This window comes from Variovorax sp. PBS-H4, assembly GCF_901827205.1.
Lineage (GTDB): Bacteria > Pseudomonadota > Gammaproteobacteria > Burkholderiales > Burkholderiaceae_C > Variovorax.
The window spans coordinates 629,224-645,153 of sequence record NZ_LR594675.1 but is presented as its reverse complement, the minus strand read 5'-3'; the positions used below and the strand labels follow the sequence as shown (position 1 = coordinate 645,153).

The window sequence follows — 15,930 nt, the reverse complement described above, 5'->3', positions numbered from 1 at the left end:
CATGGACCTCGAAGCACGCGCCCACAGCGAGCATCCCGAGGAGCTGCGGCTGTGGCTCCGCCTCCTGACCTGCACGCAGCTGATCGAGAAACAGGTGCGCAACGAGCTGCGCGAACAGTTCGGCACCACCCTCCCCCGCTTCGACCTGATGTCGCAGCTGGAACGCGCACCCGACGGGCTCAAGATGAACGAGCTGTCGCGCCGGATGATGGTCACCGGCGGCAACGTCACCGGCATCACCGACCAACTGGTGGCCGAGGGGCTGGTCGAACGCGTGGATGTGGAGGGGGACCGCCGCGCCTGGCGCGTGCGCCTCACGGCGCGCGGCCGACGGCTCTTCAACGACATGGCACAGCAGCACGAGGCGTGGGTCGTGGACGCTTTCGCGGCGCTCAATGCCAAGGAAATCGCGCAACTGCACAAGCTGCTCGGCAAGGTCAAGCAGCATTCCCATCAGCAACTGGCGGAGGCCCTATGAAGCACTACATCGGCGCAGGCAATCCCATGCATGCGCAATTCGAACCCAAATCCGCCTATCGGGCGGAGCACTTCAGCTGGGCTTTCGAGGCCGGTGTCGGCACCATCACCTTGAACCGGCCGGAACGCAAGAATCCGCTGACCTTCGATTCCTATGCCGAGCTGCGTGACCTGTTCCGTGCCCTTAACTTTGCCACCGATGTCAAAGTGATCGTGGTGACCGGCGCCGGCGGCAATTTCTGCTCGGGCGGAGACGTCCATGAAATCATCGGTCCGCTGACCAAGATGCGCATGCCGGAGCTGCTGGAGTTCACGCGCATGACGGGCGACCTGGTGAAGGCGATGCGCCACTGCCCGCAGCCGATCGTGGGCGCCATCGATGGCGTGTGTGCGGGCGCCGGCGCGATGATCGCGCTCGCCTGCGACTTGCGCTACGGCACGCCATCCACGAATACAGCCTTCCTGTTCACACGCGTCGGGCTGGCCGGCGCCGACATGGGCGCCTGCGCGTTGCTGCCGCGGGTGATCGGCCAGGGCCGTGCCTCGGAGCTGCTGTTCACCGGCCGCGCAATGACGGCGCAGGAGGGCTTGGCCTGGGGCTTTTTCAATGCATTGCACGAAAGCGATGGGCTCCTGTCCGCCGCTACCGGCATGGCACGCAAGCTGGCCGAAGGGCCGAGTTTCGCGCACGGGATGACCAAGACCATGCTGTCCCAAGAATGGGCCATGACCATCGACCAAGCCATCGAGGCCGAAGCCCAGGCACAGGCGATCTGCATGCAGACCGAGGACTTCAAGCGCGCCTTCGAGGCCTTCGCGGCCAAGCGCAAGCCGGCGTTCGGCGGAGATTGAAGCGATGGCTGCATCCGCGACGCCCCCCTCCACAGCGCATCTGGCGCTGCCCTTTTTCGACGACGCGCACCGCGCGTTGTCACGCGAGCTGCTGCCTTGGGCGGCGGCGCAATCGGTGGACGAGCGCGACGACCGCGCCGCCTGCCGCGACTGGGTGAAACGCCTCGGCGAGGGCGGCTGGCTGCGCTATTGCGTGCCGGCCGCATCGGGCGGCGCGCTGGAGCGCCTGGACTCGCGCGCCTTGGTGCTGCTGCGCGAGACGCTGGCCTTCCATTCCCCACTGGCCGATTTCGCCTTCGCGATGCAAGGCCTGGGGAGCGGCGCGATCACGCTGGCCGGCAGCGCCGCGCAGCAGCGCGACTACCTTGGCGCCGTAGCGCGCGGCGACAAGATCGCGGCCTTCGCCCTCAGCGAGCCCGAGGCCGGCTCGGATGTAGGTGCGATGGCGATGCAGGCGGTTGCCACACCGCAGGGCTGGCGCCTCGATGGCCAGAAGACATGGATCAGTAACGGTGGCATCGCCGATTTTTACTGCGTGTTCGCCAAGACCGATCCATCGGCAGGTTCGCGGGGCATCACGGCTTTCGTCGTCGACGCGAGCACGCCGGGGCTCGACACCTCGGCGCATATCGACGTCATGGCGCCGCATCCGCTGGCCACGCTGCGCTTCGAGGGCTGTTCGGTCCCGCGCGAGGCACAGCTGGGCGAGCTGAACGGCGGCTTCAAGCTCGCCATGCGCACGCTCGACATCTTCCGTGCGTCGGTCGCCGGGGCGGCGCTCGGCATGGCGCGCCGCGCGCTGGCAGAAGCCGTGCGGCATGCGAGCGGCCGCCGCATGTTCGGACAGACGCTGGCGGACTTCCAGCTCACGCAGGCCAAGCTCGGGGAAATGGCCGCGCTGATCGACGGCGCCGCGCTGCTGACCTACCGCGCGGCGTGGATGCGCGACGACAGCGAGCGCCGCGGCGCACCGCCGGCCGGCGACATCACGGCGGCTGCCGCGATGGCCAAGATGTGCGCGACCGAGAACGCGAGCCGCGTGATCGACATGGCGCTTCAGATGCACGGCGGGCTGGGTGTCAAGGTGGGCACCAAGGTCGAGAGCCTGTACCGCGACATACGCTCCCTTCGGATCTACGAAGGCGCGACGGAGGTCCAGCAGCTGATCATCGGCAAGGCCGTGTTGCGGAGCATGTCGTGAGCGCACAAGTCGATCGCTTCGTTCACGACCGGCTGCCGCCGGCGGAGCAGTTGCCCATGTTTCGCTACGACCTGCCGGAGTTGCAGCTGCCCGATCAATTGAATTTGGTCGAGGAACTGCTGGACAAGGCCGCTTCAAAGCCATGGGCCCACCGGCCGATGCTGCGCTCGCAGGGCTGCACGCTGAGCTATGCAGGGGCCGCCACGGAGGTGAATCGCATTGCGCAGGTGCTGGTGGAAGACCTCGGCCTGGTGCCCGGCAACCGCGTGCTGCTGCGCGGCGGCAATTCGATTGCGATGGCACTGTGCTGGCTGGCTGTCGTGAAGGCGGGCTTGATCGCGGTCGCCACCATGCCGTTGCTGCGTGCCAAGGAACTGGGTGACATCATCGAGAAAGCGCGGCCCACCGTAGCCCTGTGTGACGGCCGCTTGCTGGCTGAGATCCAGGCCGCGCAGCAGGCCCATCCCGTACTCGAAACGGTGATCCCCTTCAATCACCCCGAGATGCAGGGCTCGCTGGAGATGCGCGCAGCCGCCAAGAACGGAGTGTTCGAGGCCTGTCCCACAGCCGCCGACGACATCGCGTTGCTGGCTTTCACTTCAGGGACGACAGGCAAGCCGAAGGCGCCTGTGACCACGCACCGCGACGTGCTCGCGATGTGTGAGACCTGGCCGCGTCACGTGCTGCGGGCGTGCAGCGAAGACATCGTGCTGGGGTCGCCGCCCCTGGCCTTCACCTTCGGGCTCGGCGGGCTGTTGGTCTTCCCGATGTGGGCAGGCGCCTCGGTCTATTTCAACGACGGCCCGTACACGCCGGAGGGCATGGTCAAGACCATCCGCGACACAGGCGCCACGATCTGCTACACCGCGCCTACCTTCTATCGGCAGATGGCACCCTTTGCCAAAGCCTTGGGCATTCCGTCGCTGCGTATCAGCGTGAGCGCCGGGGAGGCGCTTCCGGATGCGACGCGCCAGCTGTGGAAAGAGGCAACGGGGATCGAGATGCTGGATGGCATCGGCGGCACAGAGGTGTTCCACATCTACATCTCGGCAGCCGGGGACCAGGTCCGGCGCGGTGCAGTGGGCAAGGCGGTGCCGGGCTTTACTGCCAAGGTGGTCGATGATGAGGGAAACGAGGTGCCGCGCGGCATGGTCGGCAAGCTGGCGCTGATCGGCCCCGTCGGCTGCCGGTACCTCGACGATCCGCGTCAGACCGACTACGTAAAGAAGGGCTGGAACTATCCGGGCGACGCCTTCGTGCAGGATGAGGACGGCTACTTTTTTTACCAGTCGCGCGCGGACGACATGATCATCACGGCTGGCTACAACGTGGGCGGGCCGGAGGTCGAGGATGCGCTGCTCAAGCACCCGGCCGTCGCAGAATGCGGCGTGATCGGCAAACCCGACGAGGAACGCGGGATGATCGTCAAGGCCTTCTGCGTACTCAAACCCGGCCATGCCGGCGATGCGGCGCTGGTCAAGGCGCTCCAGGACCACGTCAAAGCGACCATTGCGCCATTCAAATACCCACGGGAGATCGAGTTCGTTGGCGGATTGCCGCGCACCGAAACTGGAAAGCTCCAACGATTCAAACTGAGGCAGATGACACCATGAACAAACTTTTGCAACCGCCCGGCTGGGCCCCTCCCAAGGGCTATGCGAACGGCGTCGCCGCGCGTGGCACGATGATCTTCGTCGGCGGACAGGTAGGCTGGAATGCCCAGCAGCAATTCGTCTCCGACGACTTCATCGAGCAGGCCGGCCAGGCGTTGCGCAACATCGCAGAGATCCTGCGTGCTGGCGGCGCTGGCCCGGAGCACATGGTGCGGATGACCTGGTATGTGACCGATCGGGACGAGTACAACCGGCGTTTGGCCGAATTGGGGCCGGTCTATCGCGACGCGATGGGGAGGAACTTTCCGGCGATGACCTGCGTTCAAGTCGCAGCGCTCGTGGAAGCTAAGGCCAAGATAGAAATCGAAGTCACGGCCGTTATTCCGGATTGAGTCTGGACTGCGGCATCAACAAGCTAACAAGCGGCGTCGTTCTCAGCGCGTGCGCCACGAAGTTCTGGCGACCTAGGCGCTTAGCTCAGCCGCCGCGCTCGTCTGCGTAGTCCAGTTCTGGTTGCCGACGGCGAATACTGTCGGCTCCTCTGCAAAAACAAAAATGCCCACTTAAAAGTGGGCATTTTGCAAATTACGAGTAGCTACTCCCGTAAAAATTTGGTTGCGCGAGCAAGATTTGAACTTGCGACCTTTGGGTTATGAGCCCAACGAGCTACCAGGCTGCTCCATCGCGCGGCAGACTAAAATTATAACTTATTCTTCGCCGGTTTGCTCGTCAGCAGGTGCATCGGCAATTTCAGGGCGGTCGACCAGTTCAACCAAGGCCATGGGGGCGTTATCCCCTACACGGAAGCCCATCTTCAGGATGCGTGTGTAGCCACCGGGACGAGCCTGATAGCGCGGCCCGAGCTCGCCGAACAGCTTGACCACGCTGTCGCGGTCGCGCAGGCGATCGAATGCCAAGCGCTTGTTGGCAACTGTCGGCTTCTTGGCCAAGGTGATCATCGGCTCGATGACGCGACGCAGTTCCTTGGCCTTCGGGACCGTGGTTTTGATGACCTCGTGCTCGATCAGCGAGTTCATCATGTTCTGCAGCATCGCCAAGCGGTGCGAGCTCGTGCGGTTGAGTTTTCGGAGTCCGTGTCCGTGACGCATGGTGAGTTCCTTTCTTTATAAGACTCGCAGCCGTATCAGGTACTGCAAGCGCTTCGCGGAGGAGAAAGCAAGGTCCACCGCGCGCGGCAACCTCGCATTTGTGGCTTATCGCTTGTCCAGACCGGCCGGTGGCCAGCTCTCAAGCTTCATGCCCAAGGTCAGCCCGCGGGAGGCGAGCACTTCCTTGATTTCGTTGAGCGACTTGCGACCCAGGTTAGGGGTTTTTAGTAGCTCATTCTCGGTACGCTGGATCAGGTCACCGATGTAGTAGATGTTTTCGGCCTTCAGACAGTTCGCCGATCGCACCGTCAACTCAAGCTCGTCGACCGGGCGCAGCAGAATCGGATCGAACTGCTGAGCACTGCGCGGCGCGGGCTGATCGAATGCGGCGAGTTCACCACCCTCCAGTTGGGCGAACACTGCCAGTTGCTCAACCAAGATCTTCGCTGAGGCGCGAACTGCGTCTTCAGCAGTGATCGCACCATTGGTCTCGATCTCGATCAGCAGCTTGTCCAAGTCGGTGCGCTGCTCGACGCGGGCGCTCTCGACGGTGTAGCTCACGCGCTTGACCGGGGAAAAGGAGGCGTCGAGCACGATGCGGCCGATCGACTTGGTCGGTTCGTCCGCATAGCGGCGCATGGTGCCGGGCACATAGCCACGGCCCTTCTCCACCTTGATCTGCATGTCGAGCTTGCCGCCCTGGGACAGATGCGCGATCACGTGGTCGGGGTTGATGATCTCCACGTCATGTGGCGTCTGAATGTCCGAGGCGGTGACAGCACCTTCGCCGTCCTTGCGCAGGCTCAACGTCACCTCGTCGCGGTTGTGGAGCTTGAACACCACGCCCTTGAGGTTCAGCAGGATGTTGACAACGTCTTCCTGCACGCCATCGATCGACGAGTACTCATGCAGCACACCGGCGATCGTCACCTCGGTGGCGGAGTAACCCACCATCGAAGACAACAGTACCCGGCGCAGCGCGTTGCCGAGCGTGTGACCGTAGCCGCGCTCGAAGGGCTCGAGCGTGACCTTCGCCTTGTTGGCGGCCAGTTGCTCGACCTGAATGGTCTTGGGTTTCAACAGGGTGGTTTGCATGCAGACTTCCTCTCAATACCCCCGGCTCGTTACACCGGTAAGGCTGGTGAAGTGCCCGGCCGCGCTATCCGCGACAGGGAACAAGAATCAAAAATTCGGGCCGCTGAAAGGCGGCACGTTATCGCCTGCTACCTCGAATACAACTCGACGATCAGCGATTCGTTGATGTCGGCACCGAATTCGTCGCGATCGGGCACCTTCTTGAAGGTGCCTTCGGCCTTGTCGACGTTCACTTCGACCCAGGCCGGAATGCCGACCTGCTGGGCAAGCTGCAGTGCCTCAACGATGCGGTTTTGCTTCTTCGACTTGTCGCGCACCGCAATCACGTCCCCCGTCTTGACCAAGTACGAGGGGATGTTGACCGACTGGCCGTTCACCGTGATCGCCTTGTGCGAGACCAGCTGACGTGCCTCTGCGCGCGTGGAGCCAAAGCCCATGCGATAGACCACGTTGTCCAGTCGCGACTCGAGCAGGAACAGCAGGTTGGCGCCAGTGTTGCCGCGGCGGCGATCGGCTTCTTCGAAGTAACGCCGAAACTGCTTCTCAAGCACGCCGTACATGCGCTTGACCTTCTGCTTCTCCCGAAGCTGCAGACCGAAGTCGGAGGTGCGCTGGCCTGATGTGCGGCCATGCTGGCCGGGCTTGGAGTCGAACTTGGCCTTGTCCTGGATGGAGCGACGGGCGCTTTTCAGGAACAGGTCGGTGCCTTCGCGGCGGGAGAGTTTGGCCTTGGGGCCGAGGTAGCGTGCCACTTGATCTTCCTTTGGGTCATCTGCCGCATAAATTTGCGGGAGCCATCAGCGGCGTGCCGATGGCGGTGGGCTTGGTGTAAAACAAAAACAAACGAGCAGCCGGCCCGGGAGCTGGCTGCGCCGAACGCCTCGCGTCAGATGCGACGGCGCTTTTGCGGACGGCAACCGTTGTGAGGAACCGGCGTTACATCAGCAATCGAGTTGATACGGATGCCCAGTGCGGCAAGCGCGCGCACCGAAGACTCGCGACCCGGGCCGGGACCCTTGATCTCGACGTCGAGGTTCTTGATGCCCTGTTCCACCGCAGCGCGCCCGGCGACTTCCGAAGCAACCTGCGCGGCAAAGGGCGTCGATTTCCGCGACCCTTTGAAGCCTTGACCACCCGACGACGCCCACGACAGTGCGTTGCCCTGGCGATCGGTAATCGTAATGATTGTGTTGTTGAACGACGCGTGCACATGCGCGATGCCATCCGCTACGTTTTTGCGGACCTTCTTGCGAACGCGCTGTGCGGCGTTGTTGGCAGGAGCTTTAGCCATGCTTGTCTATCCTTACTTCTTCAGGGACTGCGCGGCCTTGCGCGGACCCTTCCGGGTGCGGGCATTGGTGCGCGTGCGCTGGCCGCGCATCGGCAAGCCGCGACGGTGACGAAAGCCGCGGTAGCAACCGATGTCCATCAAGCGCTTGATGTTCATCGTCGTTTCGCGGCGCAGGTCACCTTCGATGGTGAAGAGCGCGATCTGATCGCGGATCTTCTCGAGATCGGCGTCAGTCAGATCCTTGATCTTCTTCGAATACTCGATGCCGCTCGCTTCGCAGATCTTGCGAGCGCGGGTGCGACCGATGCCGAAGATGGCGGTCAGGCCGATTTCAGCGTGCTTGTGCGGCGGAATGTTGATGCCAGCAATACGTGCCATGTGCGTCCTCTTAAATCTGTCTAGCTCAACCCTGGCGCTGCTTGTGGCGCGGGTCAGTGCAGATCACGCGCACAACACCTTTGCGGCGGATGATCTTGCAATTGCGGCAAATGGTCTTGACCGAAGCCGAAACTCTCATTTCACTCTCCTAAAACTCTGTTAACCAGCGACACTTCGCCCTAAACACAATGCGCGCCCGGCTCAAGTCATAGGGCGTCAACTCAATGGTGACCTTGTCACCTGCAAGGATGCGGATGGAATGCATCCACATCTCGAGCGCTGCTACGAAGTCTTGAAATTGGCCTTCTTTAACAGTGATTCATACTGCTGCGACATCATGTAGTTCTGGACTTGGGCCATGAAATCCATGGTGACCACCACGATGATCAGCAGAGAGGTGCCGCCAAAATAAAACGGCACGTTGTATTTAAGGATCAGGAACTCCGGCAGCAGGCAGACGAAGGTGATGTACACCGCACCAGCGAGTGTCAGCCGAACCAGGATCTTGTCAATGTAACGCGCAGTCTGATCACCTGGCCGGATGCCCGGTATGAATGCGCCGCTCTTCTTCAAGTTGTCGGCGGTCTCTCGGCTGTTGAATACGAGTGCCGTGTAGAAGAAGCAGAAGAACACGATTGCGGCCGCATAGAGCAGCACGTAGATCGGTTGCCCCGGCGTCAGCGCACTAGCGATGTCCTTGATCCAGCGCATGCTGTCGCCGGTGCTGAACCAACTCACCACCGTTGTGGGCAGCAAAATGATCGAGGAAGCGAAAATTGGCGGAATGACACCAGCCATGTTTAGCTTCAACGGTAGATGCGAGGACTGGCCGCCATAGACCTTGTTGCCCACCTGCCGCCGCGCGTAGTTCACCAGGATTTTGCGCTGGCCGCGTTCGACGAACACTACGAAGTAGGTGACCAGAATCACCACGGCAACAATGAACAACGCGACAAGCACATTCATCGCGCCGGTACGAACCAATTCAAGCAAGCCGCCGATCGCGCTCGGCAGGCCGGCGGCTATGCCCGCGAAGATCAGGATTGAAATCCCGTTGCCCAAGCCTCGTTCGGTAATTTGCTCACCAAGCCACATCAGGAACATCGAACCTGCAGTCAGGCTGACCATCGCTGTCAGGCGAAAGCCGAAGCCGGGCGATATCACCAGACCTGCCGAAGATTCCAGCGCTACCGCGATGCTGAAAGACTGGAAAAGCGCAAGACCCAGCGTCCCATAGCGGGTGTACTGCGTGATCTTGCGTCGGCCGCTTTCGCCTTCCTTTTTCAGCTGCTCGAACGTCGGCACCACGTAGGTCATCAACTGCATGATGATCGACGCGGAGATATACGGCATGATGCCCAGCGCGAACACGGTGAAGCGCGATAGCGCGCCGCCCGAGAACATGTTAAACAAGCTCAGGATGCCGCCTTGCTGGCCTTGGAACAGCTGCGCCAGTTGGTCAGGATTGATCCCCGGCACCGGAATGTGCGCTCCGACGCGGTAGACCACGAGGGCGAGCAGCAAGAAAACCAGCCGGCGACGCAGGTCGCCGAACTTGCCTGTCTTTGCGAGCGTCGCCGCGTTCGTTGCCACTATGACCTTCTTTCGCTTGCGATCAGGCCACGCTGCCGCCGACCGCTTCAATCGCGGCCTTGGCACCGGCGGTTGCGCCGATACCCGTCAGCTTGACGGCCTGGGTCAGCACGCCCGACTTGACGACCTTCACCACCTTGGCAATCTGGCCCACCAGGCCGGCTTGTTTGAGCGCGAGCAGGTCCACTTCGGCTAGGCCCAACTTCTCGAGCGCGGTCAGCGTAACTTCAGCGTTGTACTTAAGCGATTGCGACTTGAATCCACGCTTGGGCAGGCGGCGCTGCAGCGGCATCTGACCGCCTTCGAAGCCCACTTTGTGGAATCCGCCCGCGCGGGACTTCTGACCCTTGTGACCACGACCAGCGGTCTTACCCAGGCCGGAGCCAATACCTCGGCCGACGCGGCGCTTGGCGTGCTTGGCGCCCGCCGCGGGCTTGATGCCATTGAGTTCCATATGCGTCTCTCTCAGCGACTCTGTTTAGAGCACTTTGACCAGATAACTGATCTTGTTGATCATGCCGCGCACCGCGGGCGTGTCCTGCAGTTCACTCACGCTGTTGAGCTTGCGCAGGCCGAGGCCGCGCACGGTGTCGCGGTGTGATTGCTTGGTGCCAATTGGACTCTTGACCAGTTGCACCTTGAGCGTTTGTTGCGTTGTCATGTCGATGCTCCGTTCAGGCGAAGAGTTGCTCGACGGTCAGACCACGCTTGGCCGCAACTTCCGAAGCCGTCGTCGAATTGCGCAAACCGTCCAACGTGGCACGCACCATGTTGTAGGGGTTCGACGAACCATGGCTCTTGGCCACGATGTCCGTAATACCCATCACTTCAAACACTGCACGCATCGGACCGCCGGCAATAATGCCAGTTCCCTTCGGCGCCGGGATCATGACCACTGAGGCGGCACCCCAATGGCCCGTGACACGATGGTGCAACGTGCCATTTTTGATCGAGATCTTCGCGAGATTGCGACGAGCCTCTTCCATCGCCTTCTGAACTGCGGCCGGCACTTCCTTCGACTTGCCCTTGCCCATGCCCACGCGACCGTCTCCGTCACCGACGACAGTCAGTGCCGCAAAACCGAGGATACGACCACCCTTCACCACCTTGGTGACGCGATTGATCGCGATCATCTTCTCGCGCAAACCGTCTTCGGGGCCTTCGCTTTGCGTTCTTGCCTGAATCTTTGCCATATTGAATCTCGTGTCCGATTAGAACTGCAGGCCGGCTTCGCGTGCCGCATCGGCCAGCGCCTTGACGCGGCCGTGGTAGGCGAACCCCGCGCGGTCAAAGGCCACCTTCTCGATACCAGCGGCCTTTGCCTTTTCGGCAATGCGCTTGCCAATGATCGTGGCTGCGGCGGTGTTGCCGCCCTTGCCGGAAGCACCCAGCGAGCTGCGCACTTCCGCTTCTGCCGTCGAGGCGGAAGCGATCACCTTGGTACCGTCGTCCGAGATGACGGCAGCATAGATGTGCAGATTGGTGCGGTTTACCGTCAGGCGCGCCACGCCTTGGGTTGCAATGCGGATGCGGGTCTGGCGCGAGCGGCGAAGACGCTGTGCTTTTTTGGTCAACATCATTTTTTTGCTGCCCCTTATTTCTTCTTGGTCTCTTTGATCACGATCTTCTCGTCCGAATAGCGAATGCCCTTGCCCTTGTACGGCTCGGGCGGACGAACAGCTCGGATCTCAGCGGCCACTTGGCCGACGCGCTGACGGTCGGCTCCCTTGATCACGACTTCGGTCGGGGTGGGCGTTGCCACGGTGATGCCTTCGGGCATCAGCTTGTCGACGGGGTGCGAATAGCCAACCTGCAGGTTCAGCTTGGCGCCTTGCGCCTGGGCCTTGTAACCCACGCCGACCAGATTCAGCTTCTTCTCAAAGCCCTTGGTCACACCGACCACCATGTTGTTCACCAGCTGTCGCACCGTACCGCTCATCGCATTCGCGTCGCGCGATTCGTTGGCGGGCTCGAAGCTCAGCTTGCCGTCCTTGTTGACGATGTTCACCAGCGCATTGCGCGCCAGGCTGAGCGCGCCGCCCTTGCCCTTGACGCTGATCTGGTCTTCCTTGATCGCCACATCCACACCTTCGGGGATGGCAACCGGCATTTTTCCTACTCGGGACATTTCAGTGTTCTCCTCGATGTCTCGGTCAGGCGACGTAGCACAGCACTTCGCCACCGACGCCGCTGGCGCGGGCCTTGCGGTCGGTCATCACGCCCTTGGGGGTTGTGACGATGGCGACACCCAGGCCGTTTTGCACCTGCGGGATCGCAGCGCTGGCCTTGTAGACGCGCAGGCCGGGACGGCTCACTCGCTCGATGCGTTCGATGACCGGACGGCCAGCGTAGTACTTCAGCGCGATTTCGAGTTCGCTCTTCCCGGCTTCGGTCTTGACCTGAAAACCGTCGATGTAGCCCTCGTCCTTCAGCACCTGTGCGATCGCGACCTTCACCTTCGAAGACGGGACCGACACGGTGGGCTTCGCCACCATCTGCGCGTTGCGGATACGCGTCAGCAGGTCGGCAATGGGATCACTCATGCTCATGTTCTTTGCTCCTGCCTGGCTTACCAGCTGGCCTTGGTGACACCAGGGATGTCGCCGTTGAAGGCCAGTTCACGGATCTTGGCGCGGGCCAGACCGAACTGACGGAAGGTGCCACGGGGACGGCCGGTGATTTCGCAGCGGTTGCGCTGGCGCGTCGGGTTGGCGTTGCGCGGGAGCTTCTGCAGGGCCAAGCGGGCGGCTGCGCGCTCTTCGTCGCTCTTCTTCGCATCGTTGGCGATCGCCTTCAATTCCGCGTGCTTGGCGGCGTACTTTGCGACCAGTTTTTCTCGCTTGAGCTCGCGCTCGATCAAAGCTACTTTAGCCACAAGTCACCTCAGTTCTTGAACGGAAAACGGAAGCCCGCGAGCAGCGCCTTGGCTTCTTCGTCGGTCTTAGCCGTGGTCGTGATGCTGATATTAAGACCGCGCAGGGCGTCGACCTTGTCGTACTCGATCTCGGGGAAAATGATCTGCTCTTTCACGCCGATGTTGTAGTTGCCGCGGCCGTCGAAGGCACGGCCGGAGATGCCACGAAAGTCGCGCACCCGCGGCAGCGCCACCGTCACGAAGCGATCCAGGAATTCATACATCTGGACGCCGCGCAGCGTGACCATGCAGCCAATGGGCTGTTGCTCGCGGATCTTGAAACCGGCGATGGCCTTCTTGGACTTGGTCACCACGGGCTTCTGGCCGGCGATCTTGGTCAGGTCGGCGACCGCGTTATCCAGCACCTTCTTGTCGGCAACCGCCTCACCCACGCCCATATTGAGCGTGATCTTGGTCAGGCGCGGGACCTGCATGGGCGACTTGTAGCCGAACTTCTCAGCCAGGTCCTTCGCGATTTTTTCGCGGTAGTGTTGTTGGAGACGTGCCATGTGAGTACCCCTTAGGCGGCCTTGATTTCTTCGCCGCTGGACTTGAAGACGCGCACGCGCTTGCCGTCCGTGACCTTGATGCCCACGCGATCGGCCTTGCCGGTCGCGGCATTGAAGATCGCCACGTTGGATTGGTGAATCGGCATGGCCTTTTCGACGATGCCGCCGGTCGTACCCTTGAGGGGGTTCGGCTTGGTGTGCTTCTTGACCAGATTGATACCGTCGACGATCAGGTGCGAGTCATCCTTGCGCAGCGATACCGTGCCGCGCTTGCCCTTGTCGCGCCCGGCCAGCACGATGACCTGGTCGCCCTTGCGAATCTTGTTCATGGCATTGTCCTTAAAGAACCTCGGGGGCCAAAGACACGATCTTCATGAACTTCTCGGTGCGCAGCTCGCGCGTCACCGGTCCAAAGATGCGGGTGCCGATGGGCTCCAGCTTGGCGTTGAGCAGAACGGCTGCATTGCCGTCGAACTTGACGAGCGAACCGTCGGCGCGACGGATGCCCTTGGCGGTACGAACCACCACAGCGCTGTAGATCTCGCCCTTTTTGACGCGACCACGCGGAGCGGCTTCCTTGATGCTGACCTTGATGACGTCGCCCACGCTGGCATAACGCCGCTTGGAGCCACCGAGCACCTTGATACACAGGACGGATTTCGCGCCCGTGTTGTCGGCCACATCGAGCCGGGATTCAGTTTGGATCATTTCGTGTATTCCCAACTTGTACCGATCACCACCCCGAACATCGGAAGTGGTTAGCAGTCAGTCTTGGGCCCGTCGTTCATGCATCGAAACCACTTCGGTGCACTTCCGCTGGGCAGAAGCTCTATCGCTGTTTTTTCGCCTTTGAAAAGCGAAGCCCGCGATTGTGGCACGGGAGTGCATGGGTGTCAATTGCCTCTGTTGCGCGGCAAACTCGCCCGTCGGTTAGAAGCGCGTCGCCAGACCGGTTGCGGGCGAAAACGTGAGCACCCGCCTTCGATCAGTGCGCGATCAGGTCTAGACTTTGGCGTGACTGCCGCTTTTCCTCGCGAGCCGACGCTCACGAGTCGACCAGCCCACTGCTCTCAAGGGTGGTCAGTCCTGAGCAATCCACCCGCTGCTGATTGGCTGCGTACCGCCTTCGAATCCATAGATCATGAACATCGCCGTCACTTTCCTGCCCCGTCAAGAGCGAAATCCTCTTCCTCCAATCGGCTTCATCGGCGGCGGCAACATGGCTAGCGCCATCATTGGCGGGCTGATCAAACGACAGGTGCCAGCGGCGACCTTTGAAGTGGTCGAGCCGGCGTTGGAGCCGCGTGAGCGGCTGCGGCGCGACTTCGGCATCGCAGCCCACGCCCAGGCCGGCGCGGCGCTCGAGCGGTGCGGGGTGCTGGTCTGGGCCGTCAAGCCGCAGAGTTTTGCAGAGGCCGCGCTTGCCGTCAGAGGGCTGGCCAAGGACGCGCTGCATCTCAGCGTCGCCGCCGGCATCCCCTCCGACAGTATCGCGCGCTGGCTTGGCACGGAGCAGGTCGTGCGCGCCATGCCGAACACGCCGGCGCTGGTCGGAAAGGGCGTGACTGGCCTGTTCGCGCGAACGGCTGTCGAGCCAGCCGGGCGCAAACAGGTCGAGCAAGTGCTGGAAGCCACCGGCGAGCTGCTGTGGGTGGAAGCCGAAAGCGCACTGGACGCGGTCACCGCGGTATCCGGCTCGGGACCCGCCTACGTGTTCTATTTCATCGAGGCGATGACGGAGGCAGGCGTGGAACTGGGTCTCACGCCCGAGCAAGCGCACCGGCTGGCCGTCGGCACCTTCGTTGGCGCCTCGACCCTGGCGAACGACGCTACCGAGCCGCCCGCCGTGCTGCGTGAGCGCGTGACCTCCAAGGGCGGAACCACCTTTGCCGCAATCACCTCGCTCGAGAGCGCCGACGTCAAGGCGAAATTCAAGGCTGCAATTCGCGCTGCCCACCAGCGCGCGTCGGAATTGGCCGAGGAATTTGGCCGCGGTTAGACCCGCGCGGCTTCAGCGCAGCAGGTAGCCGCTCACGACGCCGGCAAACACGGTGAAGCCCAGCCAATGGTTAAGCCGGAAAGCCTTGAAGCAACCGTCCCGCGTACGCCCGCGGATCAGTTTCCAATGCCATAGCGCCTGCGCCGCCGCCAAGGCAATGGCGCCATGGAAAGCAGGAGCCAGTTGACGGCTCGTGCCGGCGGCGGCCCAGATGCCGAGATAAATGGCGTAGCTGGCCATGACGGCGGTCACATCGAAGCGCCCGAAGGTAATCGCTGACGTCTTCATCCCGATCTTGAGATCGTCGTCGCGGTCGACCATCGCGTATTCGGTGTCGTAGGCCAAGACCCAAAACAGATTACCCACCAGCAACCACCAGGCGAAAACCGGCACCGAGGACTGCACAGCCGCAAAAGCCATTGGAATGCCGAAACTGAAGGCGATGCCCAGGACCGCCTGCGGAATGGACATGAAGCGCTTGGCGAAGGGATAAACCAACGTGACTCCCAGCGCCGCGAAGGACCACAGCACCGTCGCACGGATGGTCGTGAGCACCAGCGCGAAAGCGGCGAGTGCGAGGAAGGCCCCCAGCGACAGCGCCTCCACGACCGACAACGCACCGCTGGTGACGGGCCGCTGCGCTGTACGCTTGACGTGCCGATCGAAATCGCGGTCGGCAACGTCGTTGACGCAGCAGCCGGCGCTGCGCATCAAGATGGTGCCGAGCACAAAGACGACGAGCAGGTGCCAGCCGGGAAATCCATCAGCCGCGAACCAGAGGGCGGCGAGGGAAGGCCACAGCAGCAGGAGCCAACCTGCAGGCCTATTCCAGCGGATCAGGTCCAGGTAGAGCGAAAGACGGCTGCGACCGGCAGTGACGAGGGATGCGGACATGCCGC

Annotated in this window: 24 protein-coding genes, 1 tRNA gene and 1 pseudogene; 6 read left to right on the top strand and 20 right to left on the bottom strand. The window is 62.1% G+C overall.

Features of this window, described 5'->3' with window-relative positions:
• Window position 1: 1 nt before the first annotated feature.
• The 5 genes from E5CHR_RS03125 to E5CHR_RS03105 are packed head-to-tail and all read left to right on the top strand — an operon-like array spanning window position 2 to window position 4,535.
• Window positions 2–478, top strand: coding sequence for a MarR family winged helix-turn-helix transcriptional regulator (locus E5CHR_RS03125; RefSeq protein ID WP_162578328.1), 477 nt, complete (start codon window positions 2–4; stop codon window positions 476–478).
• On the top strand, window positions 475–1,329 hold the full coding sequence (locus tag E5CHR_RS03120; RefSeq protein WP_162578327.1) for an enoyl-CoA hydratase family protein: 855 nt from the start codon (window positions 475–477) through the stop codon (window positions 1,327–1,329). The genes E5CHR_RS03125 and E5CHR_RS03120 overlap by 4 nt, the downstream gene beginning before the upstream one ends.
• Before the next feature lie 4 nt (window positions 1,330–1,333).
• Window positions 1,334–2,530 (top strand): acyl-CoA dehydrogenase family protein, encoded by a 1,197-nt coding sequence (locus tag E5CHR_RS03115; protein ID WP_162578326.1) that lies wholly within the window; start codon window positions 1,334–1,336, stop codon window positions 2,528–2,530.
• Complete coding sequence (locus E5CHR_RS03110) at window positions 2,527–4,143, top strand: AMP-binding protein (RefSeq protein ID WP_162578325.1); 1,617 nt, start codon at window positions 2,527–2,529, stop codon at window positions 4,141–4,143. The genes E5CHR_RS03115 and E5CHR_RS03110 overlap by 4 nt, the downstream gene beginning before the upstream one ends.
• On the top strand, window positions 4,140–4,535 hold the full coding sequence (locus E5CHR_RS03105) for a RidA family protein (protein WP_162578324.1): 396 nt from the start codon (window positions 4,140–4,142) through the stop codon (window positions 4,533–4,535). Before E5CHR_RS03110 ends, E5CHR_RS03105 begins: the two co-directional genes overlap by 4 nt.
• Before the next feature lie 220 nt (window positions 4,536–4,755).
• Here E5CHR_RS03105 and E5CHR_RS03100 read toward each other — a convergent pair.
• The 19 genes and pseudogenes from E5CHR_RS03100 to rplN all read right to left on the bottom strand — a co-directional run bounded on the left by E5CHR_RS03100 (window position 4,756) and on the right by rplN (window position 13,740).
• Window positions 4,756–4,832: transfer RNA gene (locus E5CHR_RS03100), tRNA-Met, on the bottom strand.
• Between the two features lie 18 nt (window positions 4,833–4,850).
• Entirely contained in the window at window positions 4,851–5,252 is a 402-nt protein-coding gene (rplQ, locus tag E5CHR_RS03095) for a 50S ribosomal protein L17 (protein ID WP_162578323.1), read from the bottom strand.
• A 105-nt stretch (window positions 5,253–5,357) separates the two neighbouring features.
• Window positions 5,358–6,347, bottom strand: coding sequence for a DNA-directed RNA polymerase subunit alpha (locus E5CHR_RS03090; RefSeq protein ID WP_162572715.1), 990 nt, complete (start codon window positions 6,345–6,347; stop codon window positions 5,358–5,360).
• 128 nt (window positions 6,348–6,475) lie between these two features.
• Complete coding sequence (rpsD, locus tag E5CHR_RS03085) at window positions 6,476–7,099, bottom strand: 30S ribosomal protein S4 (RefSeq protein ID WP_162578322.1); 624 nt, start codon at window positions 7,097–7,099, stop codon at window positions 6,476–6,478.
• Between the two features lie 134 nt (window positions 7,100–7,233).
• Window positions 7,234–7,638 carry a 30S ribosomal protein S11 gene (rpsK, locus tag E5CHR_RS03080; RefSeq protein ID WP_009124825.1) on the bottom strand — a complete coding sequence of 135 codons (405 nt, stop codon included), beginning with the start codon at window positions 7,636–7,638 and terminating at the stop codon, window positions 7,234–7,236.
• 12 nt (window positions 7,639–7,650) lie between these two features.
• Window positions 7,651–8,016 (bottom strand): 30S ribosomal protein S13, encoded by a 366-nt coding sequence (gene rpsM / locus E5CHR_RS03075; RefSeq protein ID WP_019653977.1) that lies wholly within the window; start codon window positions 8,014–8,016, stop codon window positions 7,651–7,653.
• 25 nt (window positions 8,017–8,041) lie between these two features.
• Entirely contained in the window at window positions 8,042–8,155 is a 114-nt protein-coding gene (rpmJ, locus tag E5CHR_RS03070; protein ID WP_038201958.1) for a 50S ribosomal protein L36, read from the bottom strand.
• 9 nt (window positions 8,156–8,164) lie between these two features.
• Window positions 8,165–8,290, bottom strand: a pseudogene (locus tag E5CHR_RS03065) (hypothetical protein); the annotation flags it as partial.
• 8 nt (window positions 8,291–8,298) lie between these two features.
• On the bottom strand, window positions 8,299–9,609 hold the full coding sequence (secY, locus tag E5CHR_RS03060) for a preprotein translocase subunit SecY (protein ID WP_162578320.1): 1,311 nt from the start codon (window positions 9,607–9,609) through the stop codon (window positions 8,299–8,301).
• A gap of 22 nt (window positions 9,610–9,631) precedes the next feature.
• A complete protein-coding gene (gene rplO / locus E5CHR_RS03055) occupies window positions 9,632–10,063 on the bottom strand; it encodes a 50S ribosomal protein L15 (RefSeq protein ID WP_162578319.1) in 432 nt (143 codons plus the stop codon).
• 24 nt (window positions 10,064–10,087) lie between these two features.
• Window positions 10,088–10,270, bottom strand: coding sequence for a 50S ribosomal protein L30 (gene rpmD, locus E5CHR_RS03050; RefSeq protein WP_162578318.1), 183 nt, complete (start codon window positions 10,268–10,270; stop codon window positions 10,088–10,090).
• A 13-nt stretch (window positions 10,271–10,283) separates the two neighbouring features.
• Window positions 10,284–10,802 (bottom strand): 30S ribosomal protein S5, encoded by a 519-nt coding sequence (gene rpsE / locus E5CHR_RS03045; protein ID WP_068674573.1) that lies wholly within the window; start codon window positions 10,800–10,802, stop codon window positions 10,284–10,286.
• An 18-nt stretch (window positions 10,803–10,820) separates the two neighbouring features.
• Window positions 10,821–11,186, bottom strand: a complete 366-nt coding sequence (gene rplR / locus E5CHR_RS03040) for a 50S ribosomal protein L18 (RefSeq protein WP_162578317.1) — start codon at window positions 11,184–11,186, stop codon at window positions 10,821–10,823.
• A gap of 17 nt (window positions 11,187–11,203) precedes the next feature.
• The gene (rplF, locus tag E5CHR_RS03035) at window positions 11,204–11,737 is read right to left on the bottom strand and encodes a 50S ribosomal protein L6 (RefSeq protein ID WP_162578316.1); all 534 of its coding nucleotides are present in this window, start codon (window positions 11,735–11,737) and stop codon (window positions 11,204–11,206) included.
• 25 nt (window positions 11,738–11,762) lie between these two features.
• A complete protein-coding gene (gene rpsH, locus E5CHR_RS03030) occupies window positions 11,763–12,158 on the bottom strand; it encodes a 30S ribosomal protein S8 (RefSeq protein ID WP_068674576.1) in 396 nt (131 codons plus the stop codon).
• A gap of 20 nt (window positions 12,159–12,178) precedes the next feature.
• On the bottom strand, window positions 12,179–12,484 hold the full coding sequence (rpsN, locus tag E5CHR_RS03025; RefSeq protein WP_106556362.1) for a 30S ribosomal protein S14: 306 nt from the start codon (window positions 12,482–12,484) through the stop codon (window positions 12,179–12,181).
• A gap of 8 nt (window positions 12,485–12,492) precedes the next feature.
• The gene (rplE, locus tag E5CHR_RS03020) at window positions 12,493–13,032 is read right to left on the bottom strand and encodes a 50S ribosomal protein L5 (RefSeq protein ID WP_162578315.1); all 540 of its coding nucleotides are present in this window, start codon (window positions 13,030–13,032) and stop codon (window positions 12,493–12,495) included.
• 11 nt (window positions 13,033–13,043) lie between these two features.
• Complete coding sequence (rplX, locus tag E5CHR_RS03015) at window positions 13,044–13,361, bottom strand: 50S ribosomal protein L24 (protein WP_162578314.1); 318 nt, start codon at window positions 13,359–13,361, stop codon at window positions 13,044–13,046.
• Between the two features lie 10 nt (window positions 13,362–13,371).
• Window positions 13,372–13,740 carry a 50S ribosomal protein L14 gene (gene rplN / locus E5CHR_RS03010; protein ID WP_068674584.1) on the bottom strand — a complete coding sequence of 123 codons (369 nt, stop codon included), beginning with the start codon at window positions 13,738–13,740 and terminating at the stop codon, window positions 13,372–13,374.
• A 433-nt stretch (window positions 13,741–14,173) separates the two neighbouring features.
• Between rplN and proC the strand changes: the two genes are divergently transcribed.
• Window positions 14,174–15,031, top strand: coding sequence for a pyrroline-5-carboxylate reductase (gene proC, locus E5CHR_RS03005; protein WP_162578313.1), 858 nt, complete (start codon window positions 14,174–14,176; stop codon window positions 15,029–15,031).
• Window positions 15,032–15,043: 12 nt separating this feature from the next.
• On the opposite strand, the gene ubiA is transcribed toward proC, so the two are convergent.
• The gene (ubiA, locus tag E5CHR_RS03000) at window positions 15,044–15,925 is read right to left on the bottom strand and encodes a 4-hydroxybenzoate octaprenyltransferase (RefSeq protein ID WP_162583537.1); all 882 of its coding nucleotides are present in this window, start codon (window positions 15,923–15,925) and stop codon (window positions 15,044–15,046) included.
• Window positions 15,926–15,930: the final 5 nt, after the last annotated feature.

Coding starts and splice junctions, on each gene's coding strand:
- E5CHR_RS03125 (WP_162578328.1), top strand. CDS start 2: ATGGACCTCGAAGCACGCGCCCACAGCGAGCATCCCGAGGAGCTGCGG.
- E5CHR_RS03120 (WP_162578327.1), top strand. CDS start 475: ATGAAGCACTACATCGGCGCAGGCAATCCCATGCATGCGCAATTCGAA.
- E5CHR_RS03115 (WP_162578326.1), top strand. CDS start 1,334: ATGGCTGCATCCGCGACGCCCCCCTCCACAGCGCATCTGGCGCTGCCC.
- E5CHR_RS03105 (WP_162578324.1), top strand. CDS start 4,140: ATGAACAAACTTTTGCAACCGCCCGGCTGGGCCCCTCCCAAGGGCTAT.
- rplQ (WP_162578323.1), bottom strand. CDS start 5,252: ATGCGTCACGGACACGGACTCCGAAAACTCAACCGCACGAGCTCGCAC.
- E5CHR_RS03090 (WP_162572715.1), bottom strand. CDS start 6,347: ATGCAAACCACCCTGTTGAAACCCAAGACCATTCAGGTCGAGCAACTG.
- rpsK (WP_009124825.1), bottom strand. CDS start 7,638: ATGGCTAAAGCTCCTGCCAACAACGCCGCACAGCGCGTTCGCAAGAAG.
- rpsM (WP_019653977.1), bottom strand. CDS start 8,016: ATGGCACGTATTGCTGGCATCAACATTCCGCCGCACAAGCACGCTGAA.
- rpmJ (WP_038201958.1), bottom strand. CDS start 8,155: ATGAGAGTTTCGGCTTCGGTCAAGACCATTTGCCGCAATTGCAAGATC.
- rplO (WP_162578319.1), bottom strand. CDS start 10,063: ATGGAACTCAATGGCATCAAGCCCGCGGCGGGCGCCAAGCACGCCAAG.
- rpmD (WP_162578318.1), bottom strand. CDS start 10,270: ATGACAACGCAACAAACGCTCAAGGTGCAACTGGTCAAGAGTCCAATT.
- rpsE (WP_068674573.1), bottom strand. CDS start 10,802: ATGGCAAAGATTCAGGCAAGAACGCAAAGCGAAGGCCCCGAAGACGGT.
- rplR (WP_162578317.1), bottom strand. CDS start 11,186: ATGTTGACCAAAAAAGCACAGCGTCTTCGCCGCTCGCGCCAGACCCGC.
- rplF (WP_162578316.1), bottom strand. CDS start 11,737: ATGTCCCGAGTAGGAAAAATGCCGGTTGCCATCCCCGAAGGTGTGGAT.
- rpsH (WP_068674576.1), bottom strand. CDS start 12,158: ATGAGCATGAGTGATCCCATTGCCGACCTGCTGACGCGTATCCGCAAC.
- rplE (WP_162578315.1), bottom strand. CDS start 13,032: ATGGCACGTCTCCAACAACACTACCGCGAAAAAATCGCGAAGGACCTG.
- rplX (WP_162578314.1), bottom strand. CDS start 13,361: ATGAACAAGATTCGCAAGGGCGACCAGGTCATCGTGCTGGCCGGGCGC.
- rplN (WP_068674584.1), bottom strand. CDS start 13,740: ATGATCCAAACTGAATCCCGGCTCGATGTGGCCGACAACACGGGCGCG.
- proC (WP_162578313.1), top strand. CDS start 14,174: ATGAACATCGCCGTCACTTTCCTGCCCCGTCAAGAGCGAAATCCTCTT.
- ubiA (WP_162583537.1), bottom strand. CDS start 15,925: ATGTCCGCATCCCTCGTCACTGCCGGTCGCAGCCGTCTTTCGCTCTAC.